Here is a 14,680-nt window from a genome sequence, read left to right as displayed (position 1 = left end):
TGTGGACAACAATCTCTACGGCGTGTCGCGCCAGGTTACCGCGCCGGGCGTGTTGTCTTTCGGCGGCGTTTTCAGCACGTAACCGGCCGGTTACGCGGTGGCGCTGGACCGGCCCCTAAATTGTTCGCCAGCCGCACATACCCACGCCACGTGCAAAGTAACCACACGGCAGGCCCGAAGGTGCGCCCGGCGGCAGGGCGGGGGCCGCTCGGCGGCCACCGCTCGGTGAGGGAAAGTGTGCGAACTAGCTCTCCGCGACGACGTCGAGGGACACCTCGACGTCGATCTCCGGGTGCAGGTGCACCACGACCGGGTGCGTTCCCACGCTCTTGATGTGGGACTTGGGCAGTCGCACGATCCGCTTGTCGAGGTTAGGGCCGCCCGCCTTCTTGATGGCGTTGACGATGTCGCTGGCCGTCACCGAACCGAACAACTTGCCCGAGTCGCCCGCCGTCTTCACCGGCAGCGCCACCGGGCCCAGAGCCTCGATCGCGGTCTTGATCTCGTTGGCGTGCTCGCGGTCGCGCACCGTCTTGGTTTCACGGGCCCGACGAATCTCGTCGGCCTGCTTCTGAGCGCCGCGCGAGGCGACGATCGCCAGCCCGCGGGGCAGCAGGAAGTTGCGGCCGTAACCGTCCTTGACTTCCACCGTGTCACCGACGGTTCCGAGATGGTCGACGTCAGCCGTCAGAATCAGCTTCATTGTTTGCTTACTTTCGTTGCGGCGCAGGCAATTACCGCGCGGAGGACGTGAAGGGCAGCAGCGCAACCTCGCGAGCGTTCTTCACCGCGGTCGCGATGTCGCGCTGGTGTTGCACACAGTTACCGGTGACCCGGCGCGCCCTAATCTTGCCGCGCTCGCTGATGTACGTGCGCAGCAAAGCGGTGTCCTTGTAGTCGATCGCTTGGTCCTTCTTCGCGCAGAAGACGCACTTGCGCGCCTTGACGGGCTTCTCCGGAGCCGGGCGCCGCTTCGTGGACTTGGCCATGAGTGTCTTTCTTTCCGTTCGTGAATGGTGTTGGGAAGTTAGAAGGGCGGCTCGTCGTCGCCGCCACCGAAGGAGCCCGACGCGGGAGCGCTGCCCCATGGGTCGTCACCGGATCCGCCGCTCGCCGGCGCCGATGCGCCCTGACGCGAACCGCCGCCGCCACCGAAGCCGCCGCCGCCACCGCCGCCACTGCCGCCACTGCGGCTGGCCTTGTTGACCTTGGCGGTGGCATACCGCAGTGAAGGCCCGATCTCGTCGACCTCGACCTCGACCACGGTGCGCTTCTCCCCCTCGCGGGTTTCGAAGGAGCGCTGCTTGAGCCGGCCGGTGACGATGACGCGAGACCCGCGAGTGAGGCTTTCCGCCACGTTCTCGGCGGCCTCGCGCCAGATGTTGCACCGCAGGAATAGCGCCTCGCCGTCTTTCCACTCACCGCTTTGTCGGTCATAGATGCGCGGTGTGGATGCGACGGTGAAATTCGCGACCGCGGCACCCGATGGCGTGAACCGCAATTCGGGATCAGCGGTCAGGTTTCCCACGACGGTGATGGTGGTGTCACCAGCCATAATTTCCTCCTGAGTCCGCCCGGTAGGTATTCATGCTTGCGGCGAGCCTAAGCGACAGCGCCGACACTTAGTGCTTGTCGGTGCGCATCACCTTGGTGCGCAGCACGGACTCGTTCAGGCTCAATTGCCGGTCGAGTTCGGACACGGTCGCCGGAGCAGCCTTCAAGTCGATGACCACGTAGATGCCTTCGGCGTGCTTGGCGATCTCGTACGCCAGCCGGCGGCGACCCCAGATGTCGACCTTCTCGACCGTGCCGCCGTCTTTGCGGACGACGTTCAGAAACGTCTCCAGCGACGGGGCGACGGTGCGTTCGTCGAGAGTGGGGTCAAGGATGACCATGATTTCGTATGGACGCATAGGGACCTCATCACCTCCTCTGGTCTAGCGGCCACGGGCGGTCCGTGGCAGGAGGGTCGCCTGCGTCGGCAACCGCATCAGGCTACCGGATGTACCCGCACCCGGGAAATCGCTCATTTGCGGGAGCGCTGAAATTCTCCGGCTTTGGCTCTGGTCGCCGCGTCGGCCTTGGCCAGCGAGCCGGAGTCGAATGGTGGTTGCGGGTCGTACTCGATGAGCAGCTGGCTGGCCTGGGCTGCCTCCCGGTCGAACAGCAGCTCCACCAAGCGCAACGCCATGTCGATGCCGCTCGAGACGCCCGCGGCGGTGATGATCCGCTCGGGCAGATGTTCGACGACGCGGTCGGGCACGTAGTGGGCGCCCAACTTGCTGAGCAGCTCGGCGGCGCCCCAGTGTGTCGTGGCGGTGAGTCCGTCGAGCAAGCCTGCGGCAGCGAGCAACAGCGCGCCGGTGCATACCGAGGTGGTGAACGTCGTGCGCGGGTGTACCGCCTGCAACCAGTGCCGGATGGTGTCGTCCTCGAGCAGTACCCGGGTTCCGATGCCGCCGGGAAACACCACGACATCGGGGGCGTCGACGTCATCAAAGGTGGCATCGCAGGTGACGCCGAGCATCCCATTCTCGGTGCGCACCTCCCCGCGCTGATGCCCGAGGAACACCACGTCGACCGACGGAATGCGTTGCAGCACTTCGTAGGGACCGATGGCGTCCAGCGCGGTGAACCGGGGGAAGAGCGGAATGGCGACTTGCATCACGGACTCGCGGGTTGCACCGGTCGCCGTGCCGCAGCGGGCCGCAGCCAATCGGGCAGCCAACCCGGAGAGGCATCGTCGGCCGCGCGGTCATAACTCCCACCGGCCGGATCGTCGATCCTCCCCTGCCAGCGGACCAGGTCTTCGTCGGGGCGATAGATCTGCCGAATGACCAAGGCGCACAATGCGATTACTGCGATGTCGCGCAGCAGCACCGTCGCGGTGAACGACTGCTCAGGTAATGAGCGGTTGGGGTTGCCGTACAGGTAGTACATCCGTGGCACCCAGACCAGCGCGTCGATGGTCATCCACGCCAGAAGGATTCGGCGATGCGGCAGGGCCAGCACCGCCAGCGGCACGAGCCACAGCGAGAACTGTGGACTCCACACCTTGTTGGTCAGCAGGAACGCGGCCACCACCAGAAATGCCAACTGCGCCACGCGGGGCCGCTGTGGTGCCGTGCAAGCGATGTAAGCAATCGCCGCGCAAGCCGATACGAATAACACCGTGACGACGATGTTCAACACGGCCGGCGGCTCCCAGAATCCGAGCTGCGGATCGAAGCCGCGCCAACCGGTGAACGATTTGACGACGTTGTACAACGAGTCCATATCGTCACCGCGACGGGTGTTGAGCCGGAAGAACTCCGACCAACCGCGCGGATACAGCACCATCACCGGCAGGTTGACGGCCAGCCAGGTCAGCGCGGTAGCCAGCGTGGTCCGCGCCGCGTCACGCAGCCGACCGGTCCGCAATCCCAGGATCAGCAACGGGCCAAGGAATAGCGCCGGATACAGCTTCGCCGCGGCACCCAGACCGATCAGGACTCCGGCCAGCCCCGGCCTGCGGCGCGCCCACGCCAGCAGCCCACCCATCGCGAAAGCGGTTGCCAGGGCATCGAAATTGGTGAAGATCTGAAAGATCAGCAGCGGCGAAGCGCCCACCAACACCGCGTCCCAGATACGGCGGCCGGCCAAACCCGCGGTGGCCCATACCGTCGCCAGCCACGCCAGCGACAACCCGAAAGCGGCGATGTTGAAGAACATCACCACCTCGGCGACGGTCGGCATCGGCACCATTTTGCTCAACGCGGTATAGGTCTTGGCCAACGCCATCGACACGTACTGGTACAGCCCGGTCAACACCGGATACTCCATGTAGCGCACTGCGGGCTGACCGTCGTAACGCGTCTGCGGATTGCCGGCGGTGTCGGTTTCGATCCAGTTCGACTTGTACGGGAACTTCCCCTGGTTCAACAACTCTGCGCCGTACAGCGGCACCGTGTCGGAGTAACACAACTCGTAATAGGCGCGCTGGTTTTCCCAGTTGGCGACCCGCTGATCGCCCGGACCGCTGCCGGTGCTCTGCAGGCAGGCAGCCTTCGTCGACCAACCGAGCGCAAGGAACACCAGCGCGAAGATGAACATCACCCGCAGCGGTGTCAGGAAGCGGGCGCGGCCGATCAGTGCGTGGCGACCGACCGGGCCGCCGACGACATTGGCCAACGCAGCACCCAAGACGTCGGTGCGGCTCGGGCAATCGCGATTGTCAGCACTGCGCAAGTCGGCGGCTAACGGCCCGGGTGAGGTACTCGCTCGCTCGGTCCGGGCGCCGGTCACGGGGGGGAATTCGGAATCTCTGCCGGCGGCGGCCCCGCCCCTGGAAATTGCGGACCAGCCCCCGGCGCTTGCGGCGACGGCGGCCCGACCGGGACGGTCTGCGGCGGTCCGACCGGAATGGTGATACCGGGTGCGACCTCAACAGTTGGTTGAATGACGGTTTCCGACGGGCGCGGCGGTGGTGGAGGTGGCGGCGCGGGCACACCCGCGTAACCGCCGATCTCGGTCGGCTTGGGGAAGGTTTCGTTCTGAGTGCCCTTGAGGGCCCCGTCCATCGTGGCCTTCCAGATATCCGACGGCAGCCCGGAGCCGTAAACCGATGCGCCGGAAGCTGTTTCCAGCGGACGGTCACCCTGAACGGTGCCCACCCATACCGCCGTGGACAGCGATGGGGTGTAGCCGACCATCCATGCGTCCTTGTTTTCGGTCGTGTCACCCAACTGAGTCGTGCCGGTCTTGGCTGCCGACGGTCGTCCCCCCGCCAGCGCGTGGCCGCGCGAATACGCCGCGATCGGGACCATGGCGGCGGTCACGTTGTCGGCTACCGCTTTCGGAATCCGTTGCTCGCCGGAGTTGTCCGTGGTGCCGGCATCGAAGAGCACCTGCCCCTCGGCGTTGACCACCTTCTGCACGAAATGCGACCGGTGGTAGTTGCCCGACGCGGCCAGAGTGGCGTAGGCGGTTGCCATGTCGACCACTCGAGTTTGGTACTGACCCAGCACGATTCCGTTGTTCGGTGGCCCGCCTTTACCGTCCTCGGAAAGGGTGTGGGCAACGCCCGGGAAGCTGTCGGCGATTCCGGCCCGGTGGGCGGCATCGGCGACCGCCTGCGGCCCGCCTTTGAGCTTGAGCATCAGCCGGTAATAGGAGGTGTTGAGCGACATCTTCAGCGCTTCGGCGAGGTTGCAGGTGCCACAACTCTCTCCCTCGACGTTGGTGATCTTGATGCCGTCGACGGTCAGGGGCGAGCTGTCCACCTGGTAGCCCAGGCCAATGCCTTGCTCGAGGGCGGCAACCAGGGCGAAGACTTTGAACGACGATCCGGTCTGCAAACCGGCCTGGGCGAAGTCGAAGCCCTGAGCGTTGGAACCGCCGTAGTAGGCCTTGACCGCGCCGTTGTGCGGGTCGATCGACACCGCCGCGGCCCGCATGTCGGGGTTCTGTCCGTCCAGATACTTCGCCACCGCCTTCTCCGCGGCCTGCTGCGCCTGCGGATCGATCGTGGTGGTGACCTGCAACCCTTGGGTGTTGAGGGTCTGCTCGTCGATGTTGAACAAATCCATCAACTCTCGGGTCACCTGACGTTCGATCAGCCCGTTCGGCCCGCTGGTCTGGTTCTCCGCGCGGGCCTGGTCGGGCGACACCGTCGGCGGAAACACCTGCGCGGCGCGGTCGTTGGCGGACAGCGCCTTGGTCTCCACCATGCCGTCGAGCACCCAGTTCCAACGCGCGACGGCGCCCTGCGGGTCAACGGCCGGATCCAGCGTGGACGGCCGCCGAATGAGCGCGGCCAACAGCGCGCCCTCGGAAACGGTCAGTTGCTCGACGGGTTTGCCGAAATAGGCCTTGGACGCCGCGGAGATGCCGTAGGCGCCGCGGCCGAAGTAGATGATGTTCAGGTACGCCTGCAGCACATCATCTTTGGACCACTCCCCCGACATCTTGGTCGCGATCACCAGTTCTTTGGCCTTGCGCATCAATCCGCTCCAGCCGTGTTGAGCAGAGCCGACCAGCGCATTTTTGACGTACTGCTGGGTGATGGTCGAGCCGCCCTGCAAGTCACCGCCAATCAGGTTGTTGCGCACCGCTCGGGCGAAGCCGGTGAACGAGAACCCAGGGTTGGAATAGAAGTTGCGGTCTTCGGCGGCAATCACCGCCTGCCGGACATGCACCGGTACCTGGTTCAGGTTGACGTCCACCCGGTTGCCTTCGGGAGGAACGATCTTCGCGATTTCCGAGCCGTCGCTGGCCAGGATGGTGGAGACCTGGTTGGTCCGGATGTCACCGGGCTTGGGCACGTCGACGATGAAGTACGCCATCGTGAAGGTGACGATGGGCAACAGGATCAGCGCCGCCGCGCTCAAGTACAGCGAGCGTCGTACCCACGTCCAGTTGACCTGCTGCGACCAACTCGGCCTGGGCCGGCGCGGCCGGTGACCGGCCGGTCCGGTTCCCGGTGGACCGGGTGGTCCAGGTGGGCGTCCGCCACCGCCTGGCCGCTCGGAACGCGTCGGTTGTTCCTTGCCGTCGAGGGCGGCCTTCACCTGTTCGAGCGGGTCACGCTGCAGGGGCGTCGCGGGCGGGTTGTCCAACGCGGCCTTGACGGCCTGGATCGGGTCGGCGTGCCGTGGCGCGCGGTCGTCGGTCACCGGCGGCAGGATGGTGGTCAACCGGTCGTCGGGCGGGACCGGGCGGCGTGGACCAGGTTGGGGACGCCCATTGCCGGGGTCTCGGCCGGGATTCCGATTGCCGCCGTCAGTCGCCGAGACGTCCGAGGCGTCGTGCGACGACTGGTGGCGACCGCCCTCGTTATTCACTGGCCGTTCGGGCGCCGTTGCGCGCCGTACGCGTGCCGGTCCCCTTCGGCGGACGCGCCGCGCCGAGGACATAGGACTTCACCAGGTGGTTCCAGCTGCAAGTCCGGCAGACCTCCACCACGTGGACCGCGAATTCGGTGAACCGGGTGGCCAGCATGACGAGTTCCTCGGCGGTACGCGCCGAACCGGATACCGCGCCCAGGTGCTCACCGAACACCCACGACACCAGCGTGAGCTGCTCCTTGCGGCAGATCGGACACATCACTTTGCTCGGTTTGCCGTGAAACTTTGCGGCGCGCAGCAGATACGGATTGGCGTCGCACACCTCGGACACCCCGGTACGCCCGGAATACACCTCGGCCAGCAGTGAGCGCCGCCGAAGCGAGTAGTCCACCACCTGTCGCTGCAGTCGCACGCTGACCAGAGTACGTCCCCATGCCCGGCACCGATACGCACCGATGCCGTAGTTGTGTGCGAAGTCGGGTATTGGGTGCTCACGAGCGGTGCGGGACTTCTACGATCGTCCCGTGGCGAAATGGTCGGGGTCACCAACGGTTCGCGGAGCGTCGGCGTCCACTCGCGCCAAGGACCGGGACCGCCAAGACGCGTGCCGACTCCTCGACAACGCCCTCAACGACGGTGAGATCTCCTCCGAGGAGCACCGGGAACGCGTCAGCACGGCAACCAAAGCCGTCACGCTGGGCGAGTTGCAGGAGTTGGTGGCAGACCTTCAGCACTCCGAGAACACCGCCGACCAAGCCCCGGCATTCCAACCGCGGCCCAAACGCACTGGGATCGGAGTGACGATCGCAACGTTTGCGGTGACCGTACTGCTCGGCATCGGCATCGGCTGGGGTCTGTACAGCAACACCAACTCGCCCCTGGACTTCACCTCCGACCCAGGAGCCAAGCCCGACGGTGTGGCCGCGGTCGTGCTGACTCCGCCCAAACAACTGCATTCGCTCGGCGGGCTCACCGGCCTGATGGAACAGATGCGCAAGCGGTTCGGCGACACCACGGGCTATCGGCTGGTGGTCTACCCCGAGTACGCGTCGCTGGACCGCCAGGACCCGACCGACGATCGTCGGGTGCTGGATTACACGTATCGCGGTGGATGGGGCGATCCCACCAGCAACGCCAGAGGAAGTACCGACACGGCCGTCGTCGACTTGGGCAAGTTCGACATCAAGACCGTCGTGGGCATCATGCGCGGCGCTCCGGAAACGCTGGGGATCAAGCCGTCGGACGTCAAGTCGACCTACCTGATCCTCGAACCCGCCACCGACCCCACCGCGCCCGGGTCGCTATCCCTGACCATCTACGTCTCAAGCGATTACGGCAGCGGCTACATCCAACTGGCGGGCGACGGAACCGTCAAACACGTCAACTATCCGTCCTGACCACGGGTAAATGAGCGCTGGCTGGCTATCCCGCCGCGGTGTGACTAACAACGCACGAACATCAGGCGGTGTTGTGGCGAATATATCGAAACGATACGATGACGCGAGGCGTCGAGCCGTCGTAACTGATCGTGCAAAGGGGGTGAGTCGGTGCTTGAGCTCGCCATCCTGGGGCTTCTCATCGAATCGCCCATGCATGGCTATGAGTTGCGGAAGCGGCTGACTGGCTTGCTCGGAGCGTTCCGGGCATTCTCGTACGGTTCGTTGTATCCAGCACTGCGCCGCATGCAGGACGAAGGCTTGATCGCCGAAGATGCCGCCCCTGCTGGAACCCCGGTCCGGCGTGCCCGGCGGGTCTACCAACTGACCGACGAAGGCCGCCGGCGCTTCGGTGAGTTGGTGGCCGACACCGGACCGCACAACTACACCGACGACGGTTTCGGGGTGCATCTCGCGTTTTTCAACCGCACTCCGGCCGAGGCACGGATGCGCATCCTCGAAGGCCGACGCCGCCAGGTCGAGGAGCGTAGGGAAGGTCTGCGTGAAGCCGTGGCGCGGGCCAGCAATTCGTTCGACCGCTACACCCGCCAACTGCATCAGCTGGGGCTTGAATCCAGCGAGCGAGAGGTCAAGTGGCTCAACGAGCTCATCGCCGCCGAACGTGCCGAACAGATCTGATTCCCCAGCACCACGCTCAAATCAATACCCAAGACGAAGTCATAAGTTAGGAGAACGCCCGATGAGTGAGCAGCAGCCGCTGAAGGCGGAAGAGGCGCAGTCGGACATTCGAGTCGCCATTGTCGGCGTCGGCAACTGCGCGTCCTCACTGGTTCAGGGCGTTCAGTACTACCAGGACGCCGACCCGAACAGCACCGTCCCCGGCTTGATGCACGTCAAGTTCGGCCAGTACCACGTCCGCGACGTGAAGTTCGTGGCCGCCTTCGACGTCGACGCCAAGAAGGTCGGATTCGACCTGTCCGAGGCGATCTTCGCGTCGGAGAACAACACCATCAAGATCGCCGACGTGCCGCCCACCGATGTGGTGGTGCAGCGCGGACCCACCCTGGACGGCATCGGCAAGTACTACGCCGACACCATCGAGGTGTCCGACGCCGAGCCCGTCGACGTGGTTAAGGCGCTCAAGGACGCCAAGGTCGACGTGCTGGTGTCCTACCTGCCGGTGGGATCCGAAGAGGCCGACAAGTTCTACGCCCAGTGCGCCATCGACGCCGGGGTGGCGTTCGTCAACGCGCTGCCGGTGTTCATCGCCTCGGACCCGGTGTGGGCCAAGAAGTTCGCCGACGCCGGGGTGCCGATTGTCGGTGACGACATCAAGAGCCAGGTGGGTGCGACGATCACCCACCGGGTGATGGCCAAGCTGTTCGAAGACCGCGGCGTGCAACTGGATCGCACCATGCAGCTCAATGTCGGCGGCAACATGGACTTCCTCAACATGCTCGAGCGCGAGCGCCTGGAATCCAAGAAGATCTCCAAGACCCAGGCCGTCACTTCCAACCTGCAGCGTGAGTTCAAGACCAAGGACGTCCACATCGGCCCGTCCGACCACGTCGGCTGGCTCGACGACCGCAAGTGGGCCTACGTGCGACTGGAAGGTCGCGCGTTCGGCGACGTGCCGCTGAATCTCGAGTACAAGCTCGAGGTGTGGGACTCACCGAACTCGGCCGGCGTGATCATCGACGCTGTGCGGGCGGCCAAGATCGCCAAGGACCGCGGCGTCGGTGGACCGGTGATCCCGGCGTCGGCCTACCTGATGAAGAGCCCGCCCGAGCAGCTGCCCGACGATGTCGCGCGCACCCAGCTCGAAGAGTTCATCATCGAGGGGTAGTTCGCCGCCGGCTGCGCCGCCGGGCCCGTCTTTCGCCGCCTGGCCGTAGTTCGTAATGTCAGAGACCGTGACTGAGATCTCCGACGAGGAACTGACCGGGCTACCGGAATTCGCCTTGCTGGCCGAGAACGCCGAACAGGCCGGCGTCTCAGGCCCGCTGCCCGCGGTGGAGCGAGTGGACGCGGGGGACATCAGCGCATTGCGCTGGGGTGATTCCGCGCCGCGCCTGATCTTCTTGCACGGTGGCGGCCAGAATGCGCACACCTGGGACACGGTGATCGTCGGACTCGGCGAGCCGGCGCTGGCAGTCGACCTCCCCGGGCACGGTCACTCGGCCTGGCGGGAGGACGGCGACTACTCGCCCCAGTGCAACGCCGACACGCTGGCACCCGTACTGCGCGAACTCGCGCCGACCGCCGAACTCGTGGTCGGCATGTCCCTGGGTGGCCTGACGGCCATCCGGCTAGCCGCGGTGGCCCCGGAGTTAGTGCGCGCACTCGTCCTGATCGATGTCACCCCGTCGGCACTGCATCGACACTCAGAGATGACCAAGGAGCAGCAAGGCACCGTGGCGTTGATGCACGGCGAGCGGGAGTTCCCCAGCTTCCAGGCGATGGTGGACCTGACTGTCGCCGCCGCGCCGCACCGTGAAGTCAAAGCTCTGCGGCGCGGCGTGTTCCACAACTCCCGCCGTCTGGACAACGGCAATTGGATCTGGCGTTACGACGCCATTCGCACCTTCCCCGACTTCGCCAGCCTGTGGGACGACGTCGACGCCGTGACGGCGCCTATCACGTTGGTCCGCGGCGGCAACTCCGGCTTCGTCAACGACGACGACGTTGCCGAATTGAGTAATCGCGCAAAGCAATTTCAGCGCGCACACGTGGTCGAGAACTCGGGCCACTCGGTGCAAAGCGATCAACCGCGCGCCCTGATCGAGTTGCTGCGCAACGTGATCGACGCACGCTGAAGCTGGCCACAGATGGCCGACGACGACCGCCCCAGCCGGACCGCGGGGCGACCGCGCGACCATTCGATCGACGAGCGGGTGCTCGGCGTCACGCGGGAGTTGTTGCTGGAGGTCGGCTGGGACGAACTGAGCGTGCGGTTGGTCGCGGCGCGCGCCGGGGTCGGCCGCTCCAGCTTGAATCGGCGTTGGTCATCCAAAGCGGAGTTGGTACTGCACGCCATCTTGGGTGAATCCCCGGATTTGTCACCGTTTTCCGGCACCGACCTGAGCGGCTGGATCGAATGGGTGGTGCGCGGCAGTCATGAACTGTTCAGCCGCAGCGACGTACAGGCGGCGGTGCCAGGTCTGCTGCTGGCCTTGCGCGAAAACGATGAGTTGCGCAAGGCAATGTGGGCGGGATTCAGTGGTCCGGCGGTGCAACTCTTCGCCGAGCGGGTCAATGCACCCGCGCCGGCCGATCGGGACCGGGCCGATCTCGACGCCCGAGCTACCCTGGCGATGGCGGCCGGTGCCGCCTTCTTCGTCACCACGATCGCCCGCGAGGACGACTCCGAGGCGCTAGGACGGCGAATCACCCACTTGTTGACGGCCGCGGTCAGCGCGTCCTATTCGACATAACGCACCCCTGATAACGTTACGAGACCAATGGCATCGGAATGGTTGTGGTCGGGGAGGTGTAGCCCATGGCGACGTATGCAGTCACTGGATCGGCGTCGGGAATGGGGCAGGCAAGCGCACGCCGATTGCACGCCGCTGGCCACCGCGTGATCGGCGTGGACATCCGTAAGGCAGACGTCGTCGCGGATCTGTCGACTCCGAGTGGCCGCGCGCACGCCGCCCGCGAAGTGCTGGAACGGACCCAGGGACGCCTAGACGGCGTCGTGTTGGCAGCCGGCCTGGGCCCCAGCGGTGGCACGGGGAATCTGCGCCGCATCGCAGAAGTGAATTTCTTCGGAGTAGTCGAGCTCTTGACACGTTGGCAACCGGCGTTGGCGGCGGCCGAACATGCGAAAGTGGTTGTCATATCGAGTAATTCGACGACGACCGTCCCGGTTGTGCCGAAACGCACCGTGCGGGCGTTGTTGTCGGGTGACGCCAACAGGGCGGTGCGCAGCCTGGTTGTGTATGGGCCGGGACGGCCGATCATGATGTATGCCGCCTCCAAGATCGCGGTGACCCGCTGGGTGCGCCGCGAGGCGATCCGGCCGGGCTGGGCCGGGGCGGGCATCCGGCTGAACGCCTTGGCACCTGGCGCGGTGATGACGCCGCTGCTTCAACAGCAATTGGACAGCGCGGCGCAGGGCAAAGCGGTGCGGCGCTTCCCCGTCCCGGTCGGCGGCTTCGGAGATGCCGATCAGCTGGGGCAATGGGTCTGCTTCATGCTGTCGGAAGCCGCCGATTTTTGCTGCGGCAGTGTGGTTTTCGTCGACGGCGGCACAGACGCCCACTTCCGCACCGACGACTGGCCCCGGCCGGTTCCCGCGCGCCGGCTCATCGGCTACCTCCGGTCATTTCTGCAATGAGTCCACGATCGCGGACCTGGGATCCCGCCAGGTCATCTGGAGGTCGTGCAGCGTCTTGCTGTCGTCAGTCGGAGTGGCGGCGGTGAGGAGCATCGCGGCCTCGTAGCTCAACCCGTCGGCAAGCGGGACGAATCGGCCGGCGACATCGGCGAGGCGGCCCGCGGAGAGCAACACGGCCGGGGAAATCGGAATGCGGCGCACCCGCTTGCCCAGCCCGGCCTCCAATGCGTCGACCATGTCGTCGAAGCTCAGCAAGTGGCCCCCGCATACGTACCGACGTGGGCCGCGACCGGCTTCCATCAGCCGCACGTGGACCTCGGCGACGTCTCGCACGTCGATCATCTGCATGCCGGCGCGGACCCTTGGGGCCACGGCCCACCGCACGATCGGCGCCCAACCTCGCTCGGTGACACCGGGAGCCGTGCCGAATGCCGGGCCGACGACACTCGAGGGATAGGTGACCACGACCGGCGCGCCAGCGCGTTGCAAGCGCCGCGCGACACGGTCCGCGTATGCCTTGGTCTTGGCATATGCGCTGCGGCCCACCACGGTGGGCGAGTCCGGGGAGATAACCCCGTCCGGCGGTGGGAACAACGCGCTGTAGCTACTCACCGACACCACCGGATCGAGCCCGCGTTCAACCGCACGGGTCAGCAACATCTCCGTTGCGTGGGCGTTGATGTCCCACATCGCCCGGGCCCGCCGGTTATCGGTTCCGACGATCCCAGCGGCATGCAATGCCGCATCGGCGCCGCGTAGGAGTTCGTCGATCGACTCGGTCGACCTGACGTCACCGACCACCACTCGCACCGAGCCGAGCGCCTGAAACCGATCGACAAGGGTGTCGCACGGGTCGCCCGGCGCTACCAGCAGCCGCACGTCGTGGCCGCGCTGCAACAGCGCCCGAACAGTATGCGCGCCAAGGTAACCGGTGCCCCCGGTAACCGCTATCAGCATTGGTGGCACTCCTGACCGAGTGGTATATTTCGGTGCCAATGGTATCGAAATTAGCATTATCTCCGCTACTTCCGGGGCCCGTTCACGATGAAGAACCGTTTCGGCAAAGCGGCGCCGTTCGAGGGCGTGATGCCGCACCGTCGCGTCACCCCATGCCGCTGAGGCTGCTGGGCGGGATCAGTCGGCTTGAGACGGCTCGGTGCGGGCTTCGAGTGGTCGCGATGGCAAGGGCCTTGCTGCGAGATCCACACCTGATGAACAAGTTTCGTGACGGTTCGGGCTCGGAAGGCTTGGTCCGGGAGGATGTGCGCACTGCGCCTGTCGGTTGATGTGCCTACGGTGGTCGTATGACTTCTGACTTCCCCGTTCGTGTTGGTGTTCAACTTCAGCCGCAGCACGCACCGAACTACGGCAACATCCGCGACGCGGTGCGTCGTTGCGAGGACATCGGCGTTGACATCGCTTTCAACTGGGACCATTTCTTCCCGCTCTACGGCGATCCCGATGGCGCCCACTTCGAGTGCTGGACCATGCTGGCAGCCTGGGCGGAGCAGACCTCACGCATCGAGATCGGCGCTCTGGTGACCTGCAACTCCTACCGCAACCCGGAGCTACTGGCCGACATGGCCCGAACCGTCGACCACATCTCGGAGGGCCGGCTGGTGCTGGGCATCGGCTCGGGCTGGAAGCAGCGCGACTACGACGAATACGGCTATGAGTTCGGCACCGCCGGCAGCCGCCTCGACGACCTGGCCGGCGCGCTGCCCCGGATCAAGTCCCGATTGGCCAAGCTCAACCCAGCGCCGACCCGCGACATCCCGGTGCTGATCGGCGGTGGCGGCGAGCGTAAGACCTTGCGCCTGGTCGCCGAGCATGCCGACATCTGGCACAGCTTCGCCAGCGCCGACGAATATCCCGCCAAGGCCGACGTGCTGGGCCGACACTGCGCCGACGTGGGTCGCGACCCGGCCACTATCGAACGGTCGGCCGCAGTGAACGGCGAGGGCGGCTTGACCGCCAACGCTGAAGCGTTGGTCAACCTTGGCGTCACCTTATTGACGGTCGCCTGTGACGGTCCTGACTACGACTTGAGCGCGGCAGAAGAGCTTTGCAAATGGCGCGATAACCGTTGAGGCCAAACGTATTGGCCGCCGGGCCCGAGA

16 protein-coding genes are annotated in these 14,680 nt (G+C 65.6%); 7 read left to right on the top strand and 9 right to left on the bottom strand.

Annotated elements, in window-relative coordinates:
• Window positions 1–244: 244 nt before the first annotated feature.
• From rplI to A9W95_RS16835, 8 genes are all read right to left on the bottom strand, one after another.
• A complete protein-coding gene (rplI, locus tag A9W95_RS16870) occupies window positions 245–703 on the bottom strand; it encodes a 50S ribosomal protein L9 (protein ID WP_067415015.1) in 459 nt (152 codons plus the stop codon).
• Window positions 704–734: 31 nt separating this feature from the next.
• Window positions 735–989 carry a 30S ribosomal protein S18 gene (gene rpsR / locus A9W95_RS16865; RefSeq protein ID WP_067415012.1) on the bottom strand — a complete coding sequence of 85 codons (255 nt, stop codon included), beginning with the start codon at window positions 987–989 and terminating at the stop codon, window positions 735–737.
• 38 nt (window positions 990–1,027) lie between these two features.
• On the bottom strand, window positions 1,028–1,555 hold the full coding sequence (locus A9W95_RS16860) for a single-stranded DNA-binding protein (protein WP_067415009.1): 528 nt from the start codon (window positions 1,553–1,555) through the stop codon (window positions 1,028–1,030).
• A gap of 67 nt (window positions 1,556–1,622) precedes the next feature.
• Window positions 1,623–1,913 carry a 30S ribosomal protein S6 gene (rpsF, locus tag A9W95_RS16855; protein ID WP_067415006.1) on the bottom strand — a complete coding sequence of 97 codons (291 nt, stop codon included), beginning with the start codon at window positions 1,911–1,913 and terminating at the stop codon, window positions 1,623–1,625.
• Window positions 1,914–2,026: 113 nt separating this feature from the next.
• Entirely contained in the window at window positions 2,027–2,665 is a 639-nt protein-coding gene (locus tag A9W95_RS16850) for a DJ-1/PfpI family protein (protein WP_067415163.1), read from the bottom strand.
• Complete coding sequence (locus A9W95_RS16845) at window positions 2,665–4,284, bottom strand: glycosyltransferase family 87 protein (protein WP_067415003.1); 1,620 nt, start codon at window positions 4,282–4,284, stop codon at window positions 2,665–2,667. The genes A9W95_RS16850 and A9W95_RS16845 overlap by 1 nt, the downstream gene beginning before the upstream one ends.
• Window positions 4,281–6,821 carry a transglycosylase domain-containing protein gene (locus A9W95_RS16840; protein ID WP_082983139.1) on the bottom strand — a complete coding sequence of 847 codons (2,541 nt, stop codon included), beginning with the start codon at window positions 6,819–6,821 and terminating at the stop codon, window positions 4,281–4,283. Before A9W95_RS16840 ends, A9W95_RS16845 begins: the two co-directional genes overlap by 4 nt.
• Window positions 6,814–7,236, bottom strand: a complete 423-nt coding sequence (locus A9W95_RS16835) for a DUF5318 family protein (RefSeq protein ID WP_067415000.1) — start codon at window positions 7,234–7,236, stop codon at window positions 6,814–6,816. The genes A9W95_RS16840 and A9W95_RS16835 overlap by 8 nt, the downstream gene beginning before the upstream one ends.
• Before the next feature lie 112 nt (window positions 7,237–7,348).
• On the opposite strand from A9W95_RS16835, the gene A9W95_RS16830 reads away from it, so the two are divergent.
• The 6 genes from A9W95_RS16830 to A9W95_RS16805 all read left to right on the top strand — a co-directional run bounded on the left by A9W95_RS16830 (window position 7,349) and on the right by A9W95_RS16805 (window position 12,560).
• Window positions 7,349–8,221 carry a DUF1707 domain-containing protein gene (locus A9W95_RS16830; RefSeq protein WP_067415160.1) on the top strand — a complete coding sequence of 291 codons (873 nt, stop codon included), beginning with the start codon at window positions 7,349–7,351 and terminating at the stop codon, window positions 8,219–8,221.
• A 150-nt stretch (window positions 8,222–8,371) separates the two neighbouring features.
• Window positions 8,372–8,899: a PadR family transcriptional regulator gene (locus tag A9W95_RS16825; RefSeq protein ID WP_067414998.1), complete on the top strand. Its 528-nt coding sequence runs from the start codon at window positions 8,372–8,374 to the stop codon at window positions 8,897–8,899.
• Between the two features lie 61 nt (window positions 8,900–8,960).
• Window positions 8,961–10,067, top strand: a complete 1,107-nt coding sequence (locus tag A9W95_RS16820) for an inositol-3-phosphate synthase (protein ID WP_067414995.1) — start codon at window positions 8,961–8,963, stop codon at window positions 10,065–10,067.
• A gap of 76 nt (window positions 10,068–10,143) precedes the next feature.
• Window positions 10,144–11,037: an alpha/beta fold hydrolase gene (locus A9W95_RS16815; protein ID WP_371328086.1), complete on the top strand. Its 894-nt coding sequence runs from the start codon at window positions 10,144–10,146 to the stop codon at window positions 11,035–11,037.
• Window positions 11,038–11,049: 12 nt separating this feature from the next.
• On the top strand, window positions 11,050–11,655 hold the full coding sequence (locus A9W95_RS16810; protein WP_067414992.1) for a TetR/AcrR family transcriptional regulator: 606 nt from the start codon (window positions 11,050–11,052) through the stop codon (window positions 11,653–11,655).
• Window positions 11,656–11,720: 65 nt separating this feature from the next.
• A complete protein-coding gene (locus A9W95_RS16805; RefSeq protein ID WP_067414989.1) occupies window positions 11,721–12,560 on the top strand; it encodes an SDR family oxidoreductase in 840 nt (279 codons plus the stop codon).
• Here the strand turns inward: A9W95_RS16805 and A9W95_RS16800 are convergent.
• Window positions 12,546–13,517 (bottom strand): NAD-dependent epimerase/dehydratase family protein, encoded by a 972-nt coding sequence (locus A9W95_RS16800; protein WP_067414986.1) that lies wholly within the window; start codon window positions 13,515–13,517, stop codon window positions 12,546–12,548. The genes A9W95_RS16805 and A9W95_RS16800 overlap by 15 nt on opposite strands.
• Before the next feature lie 347 nt (window positions 13,518–13,864).
• Between A9W95_RS16800 and A9W95_RS16795 the strand changes: the two genes are divergently transcribed.
• Entirely contained in the window at window positions 13,865–14,650 is a 786-nt protein-coding gene (locus tag A9W95_RS16795; RefSeq protein ID WP_067414982.1) for an LLM class F420-dependent oxidoreductase, read from the top strand.
• The last annotated feature ends 30 nt before the right edge of the window (window positions 14,651–14,680 follow it).

It is taken from the genome of Mycobacterium sp. 1423905.2 (assembly GCF_001673155.1).
Taxonomy (GTDB): domain Bacteria; phylum Actinomycetota; class Actinomycetes; order Mycobacteriales; family Mycobacteriaceae; genus Mycobacterium.
Note: the sequence above shows the minus strand (reverse complement) of the source record. Positions and strands in the feature narration are given on the sequence as shown.

Excerpts from the sequence above, each read along its gene's own strand:
- rplI (WP_067415015.1), bottom strand. The coding sequence starts at position 703 with ATGAAGCTGATTCTGACGGCTGACGTCGACCATCTCGGAACCGTCGGT.
- rpsR (WP_067415012.1), bottom strand. The coding sequence starts at position 989 with ATGGCCAAGTCCACGAAGCGGCGCCCGGCTCCGGAGAAGCCCGTCAAG.
- A9W95_RS16860 (WP_067415009.1), bottom strand. The coding sequence starts at position 1,555 with ATGGCTGGTGACACCACCATCACCGTCGTGGGAAACCTGACCGCTGAT.
- rpsF (WP_067415006.1), bottom strand. The coding sequence starts at position 1,913 with ATGCGTCCATACGAAATCATGGTCATCCTTGACCCCACTCTCGACGAA.
- A9W95_RS16850 (WP_067415163.1), bottom strand. The coding sequence starts at position 2,665 with ATGCAAGTCGCCATTCCGCTCTTCCCCCGGTTCACCGCGCTGGACGCC.
- A9W95_RS16820 (WP_067414995.1), top strand. The coding sequence starts at position 8,961 with ATGAGTGAGCAGCAGCCGCTGAAGGCGGAAGAGGCGCAGTCGGACATT.
- A9W95_RS16810 (WP_067414992.1), top strand. The coding sequence starts at position 11,050 with ATGGCCGACGACGACCGCCCCAGCCGGACCGCGGGGCGACCGCGCGAC.
- A9W95_RS16805 (WP_067414989.1), top strand. The coding sequence starts at position 11,721 with ATGGCGACGTATGCAGTCACTGGATCGGCGTCGGGAATGGGGCAGGCA.
- A9W95_RS16800 (WP_067414986.1), bottom strand. The coding sequence starts at position 13,517 with ATGCTGATAGCGGTTACCGGGGGCACCGGTTACCTTGGCGCGCATACT.
- A9W95_RS16795 (WP_067414982.1), top strand. The coding sequence starts at position 13,865 with ATGACTTCTGACTTCCCCGTTCGTGTTGGTGTTCAACTTCAGCCGCAG.